The 16,538-nt window shown below is 67.5% G+C and carries 16 protein-coding genes; 5 read left to right on the top strand and 11 right to left on the bottom strand.

Annotated elements, in window-relative coordinates; genetic code table 11:
* Positions 1-120 precede the first annotated feature (120 nt).
* Both ACODSU_RS15370 and ACODSU_RS15365 read right to left on the bottom strand, forming a co-directional pair.
* Positions 121-1,284 carry an iron-containing alcohol dehydrogenase gene (locus ACODSU_RS15370; protein ID WP_476016290.1) on the bottom strand — a complete coding sequence of 388 codons (1,164 nt, stop codon included), beginning with the start codon at positions 1,282-1,284 and terminating at the stop codon, positions 121-123.
* A 197-nt stretch (positions 1,285-1,481) separates the two neighbouring features.
* Positions 1,482-2,399, bottom strand: a complete 918-nt coding sequence (locus ACODSU_RS15365; protein ID WP_488842938.1) for a LysR family transcriptional regulator — start codon at positions 2,397-2,399, stop codon at positions 1,482-1,484.
* A gap of 131 nt (positions 2,400-2,530) precedes the next feature.
* Between ACODSU_RS15365 and ACODSU_RS15360 the strand changes: the two genes are divergently transcribed.
* Both ACODSU_RS15360 and ACODSU_RS15355 read left to right on the top strand, forming a co-directional pair.
* Entirely contained in the window at positions 2,531-3,553 is a 1,023-nt protein-coding gene (locus tag ACODSU_RS15360) for a zinc-binding alcohol dehydrogenase family protein (protein WP_488842936.1), read from the top strand.
* Positions 3,554-3,679: 126 nt separating this feature from the next.
* On the top strand, positions 3,680-4,093 hold the full coding sequence (locus tag ACODSU_RS15355) for a VOC family protein (protein WP_343736381.1): 414 nt from the start codon (positions 3,680-3,682) through the stop codon (positions 4,091-4,093).
* Positions 4,094-4,214: 121 nt separating this feature from the next.
* On the opposite strand, the gene ACODSU_RS15350 is transcribed toward ACODSU_RS15355, so the two are convergent.
* On the bottom strand, positions 4,215-5,192 hold the full coding sequence (locus ACODSU_RS15350; protein WP_110961654.1) for a Bug family tripartite tricarboxylate transporter substrate binding protein: 978 nt from the start codon (positions 5,190-5,192) through the stop codon (positions 4,215-4,217).
* A 96-nt stretch (positions 5,193-5,288) separates the two neighbouring features.
* Entirely contained in the window at positions 5,289-6,299 is a 1,011-nt protein-coding gene (locus ACODSU_RS15345; protein WP_015012293.1) for a fumarylacetoacetate hydrolase family protein, read from the bottom strand.
* A 103-nt stretch (positions 6,300-6,402) separates the two neighbouring features.
* On the opposite strand from ACODSU_RS15345, the gene ACODSU_RS15340 reads away from it, so the two are divergent.
* The 3 genes from ACODSU_RS15340 (at position 6,403) to ACODSU_RS15330 (ending at position 9,129) form a co-directional block, all read left to right on the top strand.
* Positions 6,403-7,185 carry an IclR family transcriptional regulator gene (locus ACODSU_RS15340; RefSeq protein ID WP_488842933.1) on the top strand — a complete coding sequence of 261 codons (783 nt, stop codon included), beginning with the start codon at positions 6,403-6,405 and terminating at the stop codon, positions 7,183-7,185.
* A gap of 23 nt (positions 7,186-7,208) precedes the next feature.
* Complete coding sequence (locus ACODSU_RS15335) at positions 7,209-8,360, top strand: DUF3108 domain-containing protein (protein WP_488842931.1); 1,152 nt, start codon at positions 7,209-7,211, stop codon at positions 8,358-8,360.
* 469 nt (positions 8,361-8,829) lie between these two features.
* A complete protein-coding gene (locus ACODSU_RS15330) occupies positions 8,830-9,129 on the top strand; it encodes a BTH_I0359 family protein (RefSeq protein WP_060984226.1) in 300 nt (99 codons plus the stop codon).
* Between the two features lie 27 nt (positions 9,130-9,156).
* Here the strand turns inward: ACODSU_RS15330 and ACODSU_RS15325 are convergent, their stop codons facing one another.
* From ACODSU_RS15325 to ACODSU_RS15295, 7 genes are all read right to left on the bottom strand, one after another.
* The gene (locus ACODSU_RS15325; protein WP_488842929.1) at positions 9,157-10,239 is read right to left on the bottom strand and encodes an AbrB family transcriptional regulator; all 1,083 of its coding nucleotides are present in this window, start codon (positions 10,237-10,239) and stop codon (positions 9,157-9,159) included.
* A 255-nt stretch (positions 10,240-10,494) separates the two neighbouring features.
* Entirely contained in the window at positions 10,495-11,079 is a 585-nt protein-coding gene (locus tag ACODSU_RS15320) for a hemerythrin domain-containing protein (RefSeq protein ID WP_295941902.1), read from the bottom strand.
* Positions 11,080-11,087: 8 nt separating this feature from the next.
* A complete protein-coding gene (locus ACODSU_RS15315) occupies positions 11,088-11,501 on the bottom strand; it encodes a ribonucleotide reductase subunit alpha (RefSeq protein ID WP_488842926.1) in 414 nt (137 codons plus the stop codon).
* 46 nt (positions 11,502-11,547) lie between these two features.
* A complete protein-coding gene (locus ACODSU_RS15310) occupies positions 11,548-12,225 on the bottom strand; it encodes a nitroreductase family protein (RefSeq protein WP_203422395.1) in 678 nt (225 codons plus the stop codon).
* A gap of 72 nt (positions 12,226-12,297) precedes the next feature.
* Positions 12,298-14,745, bottom strand: coding sequence for an adenosylcobalamin-dependent ribonucleoside-diphosphate reductase (locus tag ACODSU_RS15305; RefSeq protein WP_488842924.1), 2,448 nt, complete (start codon positions 14,743-14,745; stop codon positions 12,298-12,300).
* 99 nt (positions 14,746-14,844) lie between these two features.
* Entirely contained in the window at positions 14,845-15,522 is a 678-nt protein-coding gene (locus ACODSU_RS15300; RefSeq protein ID WP_110961660.1) for a carbonic anhydrase, read from the bottom strand.
* Between the two features lie 60 nt (positions 15,523-15,582).
* Positions 15,583-16,524 (bottom strand): peptidylprolyl isomerase, encoded by a 942-nt coding sequence (locus tag ACODSU_RS15295; RefSeq protein WP_488842922.1) that lies wholly within the window; start codon positions 16,522-16,524, stop codon positions 15,583-15,585.
* Between the last annotated feature and the right edge of the window lie 14 nt (positions 16,525-16,538).

Raw genomic sequence — 16,538 nt, 5'->3', positions numbered from 1 at the left:
GCGCAACCGGCGGGCTCCAGCGCCCTGCGACGAAACGCGGCTGTGCGGCGTGAAATGCGTTGTGGAGAGGGCGAGCGCATGTGCGCCCCGCCCCCCCTCCCCACCACAGCCCGCAGCCGATTACAGCGCGGCTTCCAGGATGCGGCGGCTGACGGCGGGCGTGATCTCGCGCTGCTCGCCCAGGGTCACCATGCCATGCGCTTCGAGCTGCGCCACCACGGCGGTCACCGTGTCGCCGCCCAGGCCGTAGCCCGACAGGCGCGTGGCGATGCCCATGCTTTCAAAGAAGTCGCGCGTGCGCTCGATGGCGGCGGTGATGCGCTCGTCGTCGGTCCCGGTGGTGATGCCCCACACGCGCTCGCCGTACTGCAGCAGCTTGGCGCGCTTGGCCACCCGGCGCTCGTTCAGCAGCGCGGGCAGCACGATGGCCAGGGTGCGCGCATGGTCGATGCCGTGCAGGGCCGTCAGCTCGTGGCCGATCATGTGCGTGGCCCAGTCCTGCGGCACGCCCGCGCCAATCAGGCCGTTGAGCGCCATGGTGGCGGCCCACATGAGGTTGGCACGGTCGTCATACACGGGCTCTTGCGCTGTCAGCAGGCGCGGGCCCACCTCGATCAGCGTCTGCAGGATGCCCTCGGCAAATCGGTCCTGCACGGGCGCGTTGACCGGGTAGGTCAGGTACTGCTCCACCGTGTGCACAAACGCATCCACCACGCCATTGGCCAGTTGCTGCGGCGGCAGGGTGTAGGTCTTAGTGGGGTCGAGCACCGAGAACACCGGGTAGGTGTGCACGCTGCCAAACGACAGCTTGGCGCCTTTGGCACGGTGGGTGATGACGCCGCCGTTGTTCATCTCCGAGCCCGTGGCGGGCAGCGTGAGCACCGAGCCGAATGGCATCGCCCCCTGGATATTGCGGCCGTGTTTTTCGAGGATGGCCCAGGGGTCGGCGCCCTCAAAACGCACGGCGGCGGCGATGAACTTGGTGGCGTCGATCACCGAGCCTCCGCCCACGGCCAGCAAGAAGTCAAAACCGCCTTCGCGGATCTGCGCCACGGCCTTCATGGAGGTTTCGTAGCTCGGGTTGGGCTCGATGCCACTGAAGGTGGCGTGCTGGCGCTCGCCCAGCGCGGCGCGCACTTCGGCCAGCGTACCGGTCTTTTCGGCGCTGGCGCCGCCCACCAGGATCAGCACCTTGGCGGCAGCGGGCACGAGCTTGGCCAAGTCGGCAATGCGCCCCTGGCCGAAGGCGATGTGGGTGGGGTTGTGGAAGTCGAAATTCAGCATGATCGTCTTTCTCCGTCAATGGCGTTGCCGCAGCACCGGGCACTTGGCTGCGCAAGGAGCGCCGCGCAGGGTGGCGGCAGCAAGGGCGCGATTGTGCGGCGCACGGGTGCGCGGCGCCGGTCGCGTGTGCGATAGCCCTGCTGCTGGCAGAGCCTCGTGCGGCAGGTCGGCGCAGCGCATGCGGTTGCTGCTAGCGCTCAGCGTGGCGCCCGATCCATGAGCGCCTGCAGGCGCCCGGCCACGAAGTCGCGCAGCGCCCGCACCAGCGGCGTGAACTGGCGGCGGCTGGGGGCAACCAGAAAGAGCGGCACGGCCTCGGTGGTCCAGCCAGGGCACAGCGGCACCAGCCGCCCGGCGGCCAGATCATCAGCCACATCAAAGTACGACTTGTACGCAATGCCCCGGCCCAGCACGGCCCAGCGGCGCACCACATCGCCATCGTTGGCCACGTTGCGGCTGCGCACGCGCACCACCACCTCCTGGCCTGCGGCGTCCCAGAAGCGCCAGCGGTCGTGCACGTCCTCGCCCAGCATGAAGCACAGGCCCTCGTGCGCGGCCAGTGCGTGGGGCGTGTCGGGCATGCCGTGCGCTGCCAGGTAGGCGGGCGCCGCGCAGAGCACACGCCGGTGGTCGGCGGCCAGCGGCAGTGCGACCAGGCTCGAATCCTGCGGCTTGCCGTAGCGAAAGGCTGCGTCCACCGGCTCGCTGTAGACGTTGGCCACGCGGTCGGCCAGCTGCAGGCGGATGTCGATGCCCGGGTGCTCGGCCTGGAAGGCATCGAGCCAGGGCAGCAGCACATTGCGCCCCAGGTCCGACGGCGCGGCCAGCTGCAGCGTGCCGCGCAAGCCACCGGCGCGCCCGCCTGCCAGCTGGCCTTGCACCTGCTGCAGCGCAGCCAGTGCGGGGCGGCAGTGCTCCAGGAACAGTGCGCCCTCCTGCGTGAGCCGCAGGCTGCGCGTGGAGCGCACGAACAGCGCCACGCCCAGCTCGGCCTCCAGCCGCTTGAGTGCGGCGCTCGCAGCGGCGGGCGTGAGGTCCAGCGCACGCGCCGTGGCCGAGAGGCTGCCGCTGTCCACGGTGCGCACAAAGATGTCGAGGTCTTGCAGGCTTTTCATGGCGTGCCTTGGGTGCGGAGGGGTTTATTTACAAACAACGATTGAAGATGGATTCAATCAGCACCCCATTTAAAAACAATTTCGCAAAACCCATCATCGGGGCACCCTTCTTTGACAATCAGGACCTCCCCATGAAAGCCGTTGGCTACCAAACCGCTCACCCCATCGACCACCCCGAGTCGCTGCTCGACATCACCCTGCCCGACCCGGTGGCCACGAGCCACGATCTGTTGGTGGAAGTGCATGCCGTCTCAGTGAACCCCGTAGACACCAAGGTGCGCAAAAGCAGCTCACGCAGCGGTGACGGCCCCGACTACAAGGTGCTGGGCTGGGACGCCAGCGGCATCGTGCGCGCCGTGGGGCCCGAGGTGACGCTGTTCCAGCCCGGCGACCGCGTCTGGTACGCAGGGTCCATCGCCCGCCCCGGCACCAACAGCGAACTGCACCTGGTGGACGAGCGCATCGTGGGCCACGCGCCGAAGTCGCTGGACTTTGCTGAGGCCGCCGCGCTGCCGCTGACCACCATCACCGCGTGGGAGCTGCTGTTTGACCGCCTGCGTGTGGCACCCGGCAAGCAGCCCACACAAAAGACTCTGCTCATCATTGGCGCGAGCGGCGGTGTGGGCTCCATCCTCACGCAGCTGGCGGCGCGGCTGACCAGCCTCACGATCATCGGCACCGCATCGCGCCCCGAAACGCAGCAGTGGGTGCGCGACCTGGGCGCCCACCACGTCATCGACCACAGCAAGCCACTGACCGAGGAGCTGGCCCGCATCGGCCACCCTACGGTGGACATCATCGTGAGCCTCACGCAGACCGAAGCACACTTCGACCAGATCGTGGAGGCCATCGCGCCCCAGGGCCAGTTCGCACTGATCGACGACCCGGTGTCGCTCGACGTGACGAAGTTCAAGCGCAAGTCGGTGTCGGTGCACTGGGAGCTGATGTTCACGCGTGCGTTGTTCGGCACCGCCGACATGATCGGCCAGCACCGCCTGCTGACCGAGGTAGCGCAGCTGGTGGACGCCGGGCTGATCCGCACCACGCTGGACCAACGCTTTGGCACCATCAATGCCGAGAATCTCAAGCGCGCACATGCGCTCATCGAGAGCGGCAAGGCGCGGGGCAAGCTCGTGCTGGAGGGGTGGGCCTGAAGCACTGCGGGCCCCGCAGGGGCGCCGCATCATCAGCGCTGTGGCTTGTGTATCGGGTTGAAAATACTGTATTTATAAACAGTTATTCGGGTATAAAACGGGGTCCACAACCCGAGGAGACCTCCCATGCTGGACCACATGACCTTCCGCGTCACCGACATCGCACGCACCAAGGCGTTCTACACCGCCGCCCTTGCGCCTTTGGGCTACAGCCTGTGTTTTGAGGGCAACTACGGCTCGAACATGCTGGGCTTTGCCTACCCGGCGCCGTCCGAGCCCGACGGCAAGAAGGCGGATGTGTGGTTCATTGACGGCCCCTCGCCCTACGGTGGGCCGCCCGCGACCACGGGCTGCCACCTGGCGTGGCGGGCCACCACGCGGTCCCAGGTCGATGCCTTCTACCGCGCCGCCATGGAAGCCGGGGGCAAAGACAACGGAGCCCCGGGCCTGCGGCCCGACTATCACGCGCACTACTACGGCGCCTTTGTCATCGACCCCGAAGGCAACAACGTGGAAGCCGTGTGCCACCTGCCGGAGTAAGCAACACCGCAGCACACCCCCCGCAAAGGGCGCCTCCCCCAGCGTGTGCACCCGTGGAACTGGCTTTGCCAGGCCACCAGCTGCGTCCCCGTGGGGGGAAGCGGCGCAGCCGCTCAGGGGGTCAGTCGAGTTTCACACCCGCCGCCTTGATGATCTCGCCCCAGCGCTTGGACTCGGCGCGTGCCATGGCGCGGAACTGCTCGGGCGTGCCGGGCAGGGCTTCCATGCCAAAGTCGTTCATGCGCTTGACCACGGCGGGGTTGAGCAGCGCCTTGTTCAGGTCGGTGTTCAAACGTGTGGTGATGGCAGCGGGCAGACCGGCGGGCGCCAGGATGCCCTGGAACGCGAACACCTCGGTGTTGGGCACACCGGCTTCGGCCAGCGTGGGCACGTCGGGCAACGCGGCCACGCGCTTGGCCGAGCCGATGGCCAGCGCTCGCACCTTGCCCGAGGTGATCACGGGCAGGCCGGCGGCCAGGTCCAGGAACATGCAGGGCACCTGGCCACCCATCACATCCTGCAGCGCGGGCGCGGCGCCACGGTAGGGGATGTGGGTGAGGAAGGTCTTGGTGCGGTTCTTGAACATCTCCATTGCCAGATGGTGTGGCGAGCCATTGCCCGGCGAGGCGTAGTTGAGCTTGCCGGGGTTGGCGCGCGCGTAGGCCAGAAACTCTTTCACCGTCTTGGCTTCAAACGCAGGGTTCACCACCAGTGCCAGCGGAAAGCGGCTGATGCCGCCCACGTAGGTGAAGTCCTTTTCGGGGTTGAACGGCAGCTTGGTGAACAGGTGTTCGTTGTAGGCCAGGATGGCGTTGTCGGCCGACATGAAGGTGTTGCCGTCGGGCTTGGCGGTGGCCACCATCTGGCCGCCGATGTTGGTGGACGCGCCGGGGCGGTTGTCCACCACGATCTGCTGACCCAGCGTCTGGCGCATGGCCTCGGCCACGGTACGGGCCAGCACGTCGGTGCCGCCACCGGCGGGGTACGGCACCACCCAGCGCAGGGGCTGGTCGGGCCAGGCGGACTGGGCGGCGGCCCAGGGCGCGGCGGTGGTGGCGCCTGCGGCGGCCAGGGCGGACAAGAGGGTACGGCGTTGCATGGGGTTGTCTCCTTGATACTATGAATTTGATAGCTGCCAGCGCATATTCAACTAGCGCATGCAGCCGGTTTTATTCAGATTTTGCGCTGCGCGGCCTCAGGCGGCCGGTGCGGCAATGGTCTGGTCGATGGCACCGAAGATGCTAGCGCCGTCTTTGCCCTTCACCTCGATGCGGATGGTGTCGCCGAACTTCATGAACTCGGTGCTGGGCTTGCCGTCCTGGATGGTTTCGATGCAGCGTTTTTCGGCAATGCAGCTGTAGCCCTTGGGCCATTCCATACGGCCGTTCTGCTCCACGCCCTTGTTGCTCACGGTGCCGCTGCCCACGATGGAGCCGGCGCGTACGTTGCGTGTCTTGGCGATGTGGGCAATCAGCTGGCCGAAGTGGAAGGTCATTTCGGGGCCCGCATCGCACATGCCGACCTTGCGGCCGTTCCAGGTGGACTGCACCGTCAAGTTCACGCGGCCGTGGTCCCAGGCATCGCCAAGCTCGTCCAGCGTCACGGCCACGGGGCCGAAGGCGGTGGCGGGCTTGCTCTGGAAGAAGCCAAAGCCCTTGGCCAGCTCGGCCGGGATCAGGTTGCGCAGGCTCACGTCGTTGGCAATCATCACCAGGCGGATGCCGTCCAGCGCCTGGTCGGCATTGGTGCCCATCTTCACGTCGCCGGTGATGACGGCGATCTCGGCCTCGAAGTCGATGCCCATCGCCTCGCTGGGCACCACCACATCGTCGCAGGGGCCGATGAAGTCGTCGCTGCCGCCCTGGTACATCAGCGGGTCGGTATAGAAGCTTTCGGGCACTTCGGAGTTGCGCGCTTTTCGCACCAGTTCGACGTGGTTGATGTACGCAGACCCGTCAGCCCACTGGTAGGCGCGGGGCAGCGGTGCCATGCATTGGGCCGGGTCGAAGGGGAAAGCGTGGCGTGCGCGGCCGCTGTTGAGCTGGTCGTACAGGTCCTGCAGCTGGGGCGACAGGAAGCCCCAGTCGTCCAGCACCTGCTGCATCTTGCTGGCAATGCCGGTCGCATAATGGGCCGTGCCCAGGTCGCGGGAGACGACAACCAGTTGGCCGTCGCGCGAGCCGTCTTTGTAGGTAGCGAGTTTCATGGTGGCAGGACCTTTGTCTCAGAAGGGTTGATGGGCACCGCTAGCGAAAATTACGCTTGGGTAAATTGATTTAACTAAACAAAACTCGCAAATTTTAGTGCACATGGACAAAGAACGTGCAGGAATTCAATCGGTCGAGGTGGGTTTTGCCCTGCTGGAGGGGCTGACCCGCTCGCGCGGACCGCTAATGCTCAAGGACGTGGCCGCCTCGGCAGGCATGAGCGCGGCCAAGGCGCACCGGTATCTAGTGAGCTTTCAGCGCCTGGGCCTGGTCACGCAAGACCCGCGCACCGCGCGCTATGACCTGGGCCCGGCTGCGCTCAAGCTGGGGCTGGCCTCGCTGACGCGGCTCGATGGCGTGCGCCTGGCCCGCGAGCGCATGCCGGCACTGATGGAAACCATCGGCCACACGCTGGCACTGGCCGTGTGGGGCAACCACGGCCCCACCATCGTGCACTGGGAGGAATCGCCCCAGGCTGTCACCGCCAACCTGCGCCTGGGCGACGTGATGCCACTGCTGTCGTCGGCCACGGGGCGGTGTTTTGCAGCCTTCATGTCGCCAGAGGTAGTGGCACCCCTGCTGACAGAGGAGCTGGCCCGCGCCGTCAAGATGCGCCGCACCGACCTGCCCGCCACCATGGCCGAAGTGAATACCCTGCTGGCCGAGGTGCGCGAGCGAGGCGCCGCCCGCGTGGTGGACACGCTGCTGCCCGGCATCGTCGCCTTCTGCGCCCCGGTGTTCGACGCCGACGGCCACCTGGAGCTGGGCATTACCACGCTGGGCTCGATTGCCACCTTCGACCCTGAATGGGGCGGCGCCATTGATGCACCGCTGCGCGCGGCGGCGGCCCAGCTGTCCTGCGACCTGGGCGCGGGCAGCGCCTGACGGCCCCGCCACACACGGACAAAATGCCACGGCGCGCGCTGGTTTTCATCACGGCCCTGATACTGGCCCTGCACTGGCTGGTGCTCAGCGGCGTGCCCCTGGCCTGGGACAGCCCCGCGCAGCCGTCCCGCCAAGTGTTCAGCACACGCAGCATCGCACCCGCGCCGCCCCCACCAACCGTTGCACCTCCCGGCGTGACCGCCGTGCCCGTTGCTGCACCGCAACCTGCGCCCCGCAAAAAGGCGCACGTCCCCACGCGCCCCACGGCCCCTGCGGCCCAGGACCGTCCCGAACCCGCACCGACAGCGGCTCCCGTCGCAGAGGCCGAGGCGCCTGCAGACACTGGTGCCGCAACCACCGTGGCCAGCGCAACCCCCGAGGCGCCTGCCAACGACACCGCTCCGGCGCCCGCACCTGCAGCATCGGCTCCCGCCGCCCCTGCAGAGCCGGCCACCGAGGACACCCAAACCGGCACGGGCGTGGACATCCGCCCGCCCGGAGGCACCGGTCGCAGTGCCGGCGCCCCACCGCCGCCCGTACGCATGCCCGCCCCCACGCGGCTCGCGTTTGATGTGAACGGCCAGGCCAAAAAATTCGCCTACAGTGCCCGGGCCGAGCTGCTGTGGCAGCACGACGGCAACCGCTACGAGGCGCGCCAGGAGATCAGCGCCTTTCTGGTGGGCACCCGCACGCAGCGCAGCGTCGGCACGGTCACGGAGCAAGGACTGCTGCCCGAGAAGTTCTCCGACAAATCCCGCAGCGAGCAGGCCGCGCATTTTGACTACGCCAACGGCCGCGTCACCTTCAGCGCCAACGCGCCCGACGCGGCGGCAGGGCCGGGCGTGCAAGACCGCCTGAGCCTGTTCATCCAGCTGGGCGCGATGCTGGCCGCAGACCCGGGCCGATTTGTGCCCGGCACCCAGATCACGTTGACCACGGTGAGCGCCCGCAGCGCCGACCGCTGGACCTTCACCGTGGAAGGCCCCGAAACCCTGGATCTGCCCGCAGGATCCACGCCCGCCCTCAAGCTGCTGCGCCTGCCCCGCAAGGACTACGACCAGAAGGCCGAACTCTGGGTGGCCCCGGGGCTGGGCTACCTGCCCGTGCGCATCAAGCTCACCCAGGCCAACGGCGATTTCGCCGACCTGCTGCTGCGTACCAGCGGCCCGCCCTGAGCATTGCCTGCGATCGTTTGCGCTGCACGGAGTGTTGCGCCCAAGCGCCATCCGGGCAAAAAAGCCCCACGAACCCGGCGTGCTCCGTTTTTCATGAAATACTGCAACGCAGCAGGGGACAAAAGCCGTGGTTTACCCAAGAACCTGTTCAAAGTCTTTTTGGAGTTGCACAAATCCCTTGCCGGGATGGGATGCAAGGCGCGGGGCGCAGTGGATAGCCCTGCTATCCACAAGCGCCGCAACGCCGCGGACCGCCCGGCAAGGCACTTGCCCGAAGGGTTGGAGTGAAATCGGGCGATTGGACGCCCCGGCTGCTTGCATGGGCACGAGCCCATGCGGCGCATCCGAAGCATCCACTCATCCCGATTGCACTTCAATGCAATCTCCAAAAAGACTTTGAACAGGTTCTAAGCCCTTGAACTCTGCGCACCCGCTGTCATCTGACGTTTATATCGACAAGGGGAACACGATGCACATGCTCTACGACTCAGAATCCTTCGTGGTGGTCCATATGCTGCCCGACGCCGTGGAGAAAAAGAGCACCCAGGTGCTCAACGACACTGCCCCCGCCGTTCCCCAGCTTGCACGCCACGGCTTCGAGATCGTGGACAAGCGCTCCGGCAAGGAGGTGTACCTGGACGGCTCCTGGGCCGAGATGTTTCAGGAACAGATCCTGGCCTGGCAGCGCGAAACCCCGACCCAGGAAGAAGTGGAAGACGCGCTGGACCGCTACGCGGGCCTGGCACAACACCCGGTGGTGGTGCACTGACGCCACGACCAAGGCCCGTGCCTTAGGTCAGCCCGCCGCGCCTTCGGGCGCGCTGGGCGGATAGATTCGCCGGTACAGCGGGTCCACCAGCATCAGCACCGCAATCAGCCGGCACACCTGGAACGCCGTAACCACCGGTACGCCCAGTTGCAGCACCTTGGCCGTGATGGCCATTTCTGTGATGCCGCCGGGCGAGGTGCCCAGCAGCAAGGTGACCCAGGGCAGCCCCGTGGCCCAGGCCAGGGCACCGGCGAACAGGGCGCACACGCCCATCAGCCCCACAGTGCCCAGCGCCACCGACGCCAGCCAACGCGGCGCAGTGTGCAAGAACTCCGCGCGAAACCGCACACCCAGGCTCACCCCGATCACGAGCTGCGCGGCGTTGACCATGCCCTGGGGCACGGCCGACAGGCTCTGACCAGCCATGGTCAAGCCCATGGACACGAGCATCGCCCCCATGAACCACGGGTTGGCGCGGCCCAGCCGGTCCATCAGCAGCGCCCCGGCCCCGGTCAGCAGCGCCATCAGCGCCAGCCCCGGCCAGTTCACCACCCGCAGCGTGGGCGGCAGGATATCGAGGCCGTGCAGGCCGCTGAACTGCAGCGCAAACGGAATGGTCACCGTGACGATGAGCAGCCGCAGGCTGTGGCTGGCGGCCACCAGGTCGGTGCGCGCGTTTTCGCGCTCGGACAACAAGGTCATCTCGGACGCCGCACCAATCGCGCCGGCAAAGTAGCTGGTGGCGCGCAGCATCGGTGCAGGAACGCCGTGCATGCGGGGCGCATGCACGCGGTAGAGCCACGCGCCAAACAGCCAGCCCAGGAACAGCGCCCACACAATGCCCAGCACGATGGCCCACCACAGCCCACCAATCAACGCCACCACCTGGGGCGTGAAATACAGGCCCAGGGCGGCGCCAATGGTCCATTGCCCGGCATTGCGCAGCGGGCCCCAGCTTTCGGTGGGGCCGCCGGCCATCGACACGACCGAGGTGGCCAGCAGCGGGCCGATCATCCAGGGCAGCGGGGTCTGCAAGGCCACACAGGCAGCAGCAGCGGCCGACGCCAGGGCCAGGGTGGCCACGGTGCGAACAATGAAAAGGGGGCGCATACGGAGAACGACAGGCAGGCAGGCGGACAGACGGACGCGGCGGGAGGCGCGCCCAACCCCGCAGTATCGCGCGACCTACCGCCCTGGCCGCCGTGCAGGCGCTGCCCAGACGGAACGGCAGGCATCGCCACCGGGCAACGGCCACCTTGCACCGGGTGCTCAGGCGCCCTGACGGGTGGCAAACAGCAAAATTTCAGCCCCAGCGGCCTGATGCGCTAGTCGAATATGCCCAAGCAGCTATATTTTTAATAGCAATCAGGCAGCACCCCGCCGCGCTGCCATCTCACGCCCCATCACCTCCAGGGCGGCAGGCGGCAGCAAAGCGGCAGCGGCGGGGTAGGCCATGCCTTCTTCGGCGGCGATGTGGGCGTCATACCGCATGGCAAAACGGTCCAGCGCGGCCTCGTCCTGGGGCGTGAAGCCGGTCGCGTTTTCGTCCAGCAAGGCTTGCAGCCCGGCGCGGGCCGCCGCCCAGTCGGCGGTCATGGCCACGTGGTCCTGCTGAAGGCGGGTGACCAGCGCCTGGACCTCGGGCGTGGCCTGGGCCAACAACAGGGGGAACACATGCAGCTCTTCGTCCTGGTGGTGCAGCGGCGCCGCGATATCGAAGTAGCGGAGCACATCGCGCGCGGCCTGGCGTGCGTCGTGGTCCACGCCCTGCTGCCGCACATGCTCCCGCAAGCGGCCCAGCAACCCCAGCGTGCGCTGCACGCGCTCGTGGCAGGCCTCCAGCATGGCAAACGGCTGCTCAAAACCCACGGCAGGCGCGCTGAAGCCGGGCAGATGCCGTGGCACAGCAGCAGATGCGGGTGCGGACGCAGGTGCGGAAGCCCGTGCCATGGCCCGATTCAGCCAAACCGCACAGGGTGGCCCTGGCGGTCGAACGGAATGAACGCCCCATGCGCACCACCCTTGATGGCATCCACCATGCGCTGCAAGAGCGCCTCAGCGTCGGCACTGGTGGGAGGCTTGTTCAGCGTGCCGGACATCGCCGCCGCAAACACGATGGCCCAGTCGTGGCCTGGGGCGGTGAACTGGCGGGCCTCGGCCACCAGCGCGTCAAACGATGCCAGCTCCTGTGGCGTCTTGTCCACGCACATCAGCGGCACCAGGGCACCGCCCTGCCCGGCCTCAAAGCGCGCACGCTGCGCCGGGGTGGCGTCATCGGGCAGTTCCACCGCCGCGAAGACGAACAGCAGGCGCTGTGGCTCGGGCTGCATGCGTGCAGCCTGCAGCAGGTCGTCAAAACTGGAAATATCCATGCAAAGGTCTCGCAATCAATGAAAGGTTGGGGGCCACGAGCGCACCTCAAAAACCGGGCACCACGCCCCGCTCGGCATCCAGCGTGCTCACATAGGCACCGGCCGCCGGGCGTGCACGCACCGCCTTGCGCGACAGCACGGTGCCAATGCTGATGAAGCACAGGGCCTGCTCGGAGGCAGCCAGCTGGAACAAGGCCCGCAGGCTGGGCGCCTTCAGCGCCTTGCCGCTGGTCAGCGCGGAGCCGTAGCCCTGCGCCGTCGCCATCAGCAGCATGTTCTGCACGGCACAGCCCGCAGAGACGGTGCGCTCGGCCAGATCGATTTCGGCGTCGCCCCGCTCCGCATCCACCACGGCCAGCAGCAATACCGGAGAGCGGTACGCCTTCTCGCTTGCCTGCGCGGCCTGCTCGGCGGTCGCAGCAGGGTCGCGCTCCAGCAGGGCTTGCGCAAACACATCGGCCAATGGCGCACGTGCGGTCTGCGGCACGAGGATGAAGCGCCAGGGCAACAGCTGTCCATGGTCTGGCGCATGGGCTGCGGCCTGGAGGATCTGCGCCAGCTCGGACGCGCTGGGGCCAGGGCCGCCCAGGCGCTTGGGCAGGATGGTCTGGCGCGACTGGATCAGCGCTGCCGCCAGCCCGGCCACATCGTCCGGCGCACTGGCCCGCGCCGCAGCCGGCTGCGCACGGGACGAAGGGTTCAACGGCCAGGGAATCACAGACATGGGGAAATCCTCGGAATGCTTACCGCGTCAACAACAAGGCACACCGGGACAGGCCGTGTAGGCTGCCACGGCTCATCCGCAGCTCCCCAGGTGCCCACATTGCGTGCAGTAGTCGCAGCCGTCCTTGCGGATGACCGCATGGGCACCGCACTCGCTGCACTTCTTGCCCGCCATGGCCTGGGGCACGGCCACAGGCGGTGGCGTGGGCTCGTCCAGCGGCAGTTGCTGCTGCACCGGGTCGGCCACGCGGCGCGCCAGGATGTTCTGGATGGCGTAGGCCATGGCCGCCACCTCGGAGTCGTGCCACATGGGCACCAGCGTGCCGTCGTCCTTGCGGTGGGTGCCCAGGCGCACGGGGCCCCGGTCCCAGGCGACCTTGCGCATGTCCGACAGCGCACGCTCCAAAAAGCCGCCGCGCGCGGCCAGCGACAGCAGCCGCATGCTGGAGGTGATCCACTGCTGCGACTCGCCGCTCTGGCCCACGGGCATGAAGAACTCGATGGCACGGTCCACGGTGCGGTTGCCCACACCCGTGGGTACGGGCAGAAAGGACACGATGAGGTACAGCGTCTTGTGGCCTTCCTGCGTCCAGTATTCGAGCTTTTCGGCCACAGCCGAGAGACCGCCTTGCGGGCGGCTCTCGATCACGGTGCGCATCGGGTCCACGGGCGGCGCGGCGGGCGCAGGCGCTGCCACGGCGGCAGGCGCTGGTGCAGGTTCTGCATGCGTTTCGAGCACCGAGCCCAGGATGCTGTTGGGCCGGTAGGTGGCCAAGCCCTTGAGCCGCGCACGCCAGGCCTGCAGGTACAGGTCCTTGAAGTCCTCGTACGGGTAGTCGGCCGGGATGTTCACGGTCTTGGAGATGGCCGTGTCCACAAAGGGCTGCACGGTCTCCATCATGGCGATGTGGTCCTGCGCGGACATGGCCAGGGCCGAGACAAAGTAGTCGGGCAGCGCGTTCACATCGCCGCCCAGCTCGCGGTACAGGCGCCAGGCGTGGTCTTCCACCGCGTATTCGGTGGTGCTGCCGTCCGACTCGCGCTTCTTGCGCTTGTACATCCAAGAGAACGGTGGCTCGATGCCGTTGGAGGCGTTGTCGGCAAAGGCCAGGCTCACCGTGCCCGTGGGGGCAATCGACAGCAGGTGGCTGTTGCGGATGCCGTGCGCGCGGATAGCCGACTGCAGCGACTCTGGCAAGCGGCTGGCGAAGGTGCCCTCTGCCAGATAGCCGGTGGCGTCGAACTTGGGGAACACGCCCTTCTCGCGCGCCAGGTCCACCGACGCAGCGTAGGCAGCATCGCGCATGCACTCGGCAATGCGCGCGGCCATGGTGCGGCCCTCGGGCAGGTCGTAGCGCAGGCACAGCATGGCCAGCGTGTTGCCCATGCCGGTAAAGCCCACGCCAATGCGGCGTTTGGCCATGGCCTCGTCGCGCTGCTGCGGCAGCGGCCAGTAGGTCACATCCAGCACGTTGTCGAGTGCCCGCACCTGCAGCGCCACGGCCTGGGTGAAGGCGTCAAAATCAAACGCGGCCACGCCCCCAAAACCAAAGGGGTAACGCACAAAGCGGGTGAGGATGATGGGGCCCAGGTCACAGCAGCCGTACGACGGCAGCGGCTGTTCGCCGCACGGGTTGGTCGCAGCAATGTCTTCGCAGTAATGCAGGTTGTTGTCTTCGTTGATGCGGCCCAGGAACAGGATGCCCGGCTCGGCAAAGTCGTAGGCCGACTTCATGATCGTGTCCCACAGCTCGCGCGCCTGCACGGTGGCATAGACCCACAGGCCATCGGCGCGCTGGTGGGCGCCCTGGGCCAGCAGGGCGGCGCCGGGGCGGGCCTTGTGCACCAGCTCCCACGGTGCGTTGTTCTGCACGGCCTGGATGAACGCGTCCGACACGCCGACCGATACGTTGAAGTTGTTCCAGCGGCCCGGTGTGCGCTTGGCGGTGATGAACTCGTGCACATCCGGGTGGTCGATGCGCAGCACGCCCATCTGCGCGCCCCGGCGAGCGCCCGCGCTCTCCACGGTGGAGCAGGACTGGTCGAACACGTTCATGTAGCTGCACGGCCCCGACGCCATGGAGGCCGTGGCCTTCACCTGTGCGCCCTTGGGGCGGATGCGCGAGAAGTCGTAGCCCACGCCACCGCCACGGCGCATGGTCTCGGCCGCCTCGCGCAGCGCTTCGTAGATGCCCGGAAAGCCCTCGTCGTCCACGCCCTGGATGCAGTCACCCACGGGCTGCACAAAGCAGTTGATGAGGGTGGCCTGGATGTCGGTACCCGCCGCGCTCATGATGCGGCCCGCGCCGATGGCGCCCGCCTTCAGGTTGGCGAGGAATAAGGACTCGTACTTTGCGCGCAGCTCCGGCTTTTCGACCGAAGCCAGGGCCCGCGCCACGCGCTGGTACAGCTCGTCGGGCGTGGTTTCGCCGGGTTTGAGGTATTTCTCGCTCAGCACATCCAGGCTGATGGGCTGCAGGGAAGCGGTGGGGTGGAGAGGGGGCTGGGGTTCGCGTTTCATGGGGGCCGATGATTTGGGTTGCGGGCTGAAACGGGGTTGCGTTCGGTCAAGGAGCGCTCATTCCACTCCGAATGCCGGCTCCTGGCAAGCAGGGACCGATCACTCGTCCACCAGCACTTGGCCGTCATGCTCCACATAGGGCTGGTAGGGGCCGGTACCGCTGTGGTCCGACTGCGAGGCGGGCACGAACCCGCCGGTCTGCACATCAAAAACATGCACCTCGCCATCCTCGATCACGTAATGCCATCCGTGCAGGCTGATCTGGCCCGACTGCACCCGGCTGCGCACCATGGGGTACTCCATCAGGCGCTCCAGCTGCAGCACCACCGCGCGCTGCTCGGTGCGGCGCAACACCTCGGGGCCCGGCTGCATGGGCAGCAGGGCTTCCCGCCCCAGGTCCAGCCAGCGGTTGAGGTTGGGGGCCTCGGGCGAGACCTCACCATACATCGCCTTGATAGCCCCACAGTGACTGTGGCCGCACACCACGATGCGGCGCACCTTCAGGTTGAGCACTGCAAATTCGATGGCCGCCGTGGTGCCATGGTGGCCGTGCGATCCGTCGTAGGGCGGGATGAAGGCCCCCACATTGCGCACCAGAAACAGCTCGCCCGGCCCCGCGCCGGTCAGCAGGTACGGCACCAGCCGGGAGTCGGAGCACCCGATGAACAGCGTGGTGGGATGCTGCCCCTCGTCCACCAGCGCCTGGAACTGCTGGCGGTACTGGGGAAAGGCGTCGTCATGAAAGCGGCGCAAACGGTCCAGCAACTCGTCGGGCATGGGCGGGCAATGAGGCGATGAGGGGATGAAGCAATAGGGCTCACTGGGTGTGCGGCGCGATTACTGCACCAGCGGCGATTCGGCCGCGTCCAGCGCCACCCCTTCAACCACCGCAGCACCTGCCAGCAGTTGCAGATACTGGCGCAGCGCGTTCACCCAGGCCTGCTGGCGCAGGGTGAGCGCGATGGCCTGGCGCACGTCCTCGAACGCGGGCTGTTGCCCCGCTTCACGCGCTACCACTTCCACCACATGCAGGCCAAAGCGGCTGTGCACCAGGCGGGCCAGCACACCGATCTCGGCACTGCCAAACACTTCGCGGGCGAACTCTGGCGCGCAGTCGGCGCGGGTGAGCCAGCCCAGGTCACCGCCTTGCTGGCCGCTGGGGCAGTTGGACCACTGGGCGGCGGCCTCGGCAAACTTGGCACCGCCATCGTCTGCGCAGCGCAAGTCGATCAGCATGGCCTCTGCCCGCAGGCGCAGCTGCTTCACGTCCACGCCCGGCGTCACGGCAAAGAGCACGTGGCGCAGTTGTGCGCGCTCGCCCTGGGCGTGCGCTGCAGGGTGCGCCTCGTGGTAGCGGCGGCAAGCTTCCTCTGACGGATCAGGGACGGGCAGCTCACGGTCCAGCAACTGCTCGATGGCGTTGGAAGCCTCGGTGCTGATAGCGCCCAGGGCGCCCGGCACATCGTCGGCCGACAGCAACCCCGCCTGCTGGGCCGCCTGGCGCAGCAGCTCGGTGCAGGCACGTTGGCGCAGGGCCTCTTCGTCCAGCAACTCGTGCGGGGCGTTGAGGGCCACGCCGTTGATGCGTGCGATGTCAGCCACGGCCACTGGCCCACTTGCTGCGGGCACGGGCATCGCCTGCACGGGTGCATCGGCCATCGTGGCCAACAGGGCCTCGTAGGCCGCAGTCTGCGTGGGGGTCAGCGTACTGGCAGGGGCTGCTGCCACGCTGCTGTCGGTGGAGCCGCATCCGCAGCTCCCGGTTCCACATCCGCTCATGGTGTGCTCCTGGA

The organism is Acidovorax sp. FG48, assembly GCF_057809085.1.
This window is presented reverse-complemented; position numbering and strand designations above follow the sequence as displayed.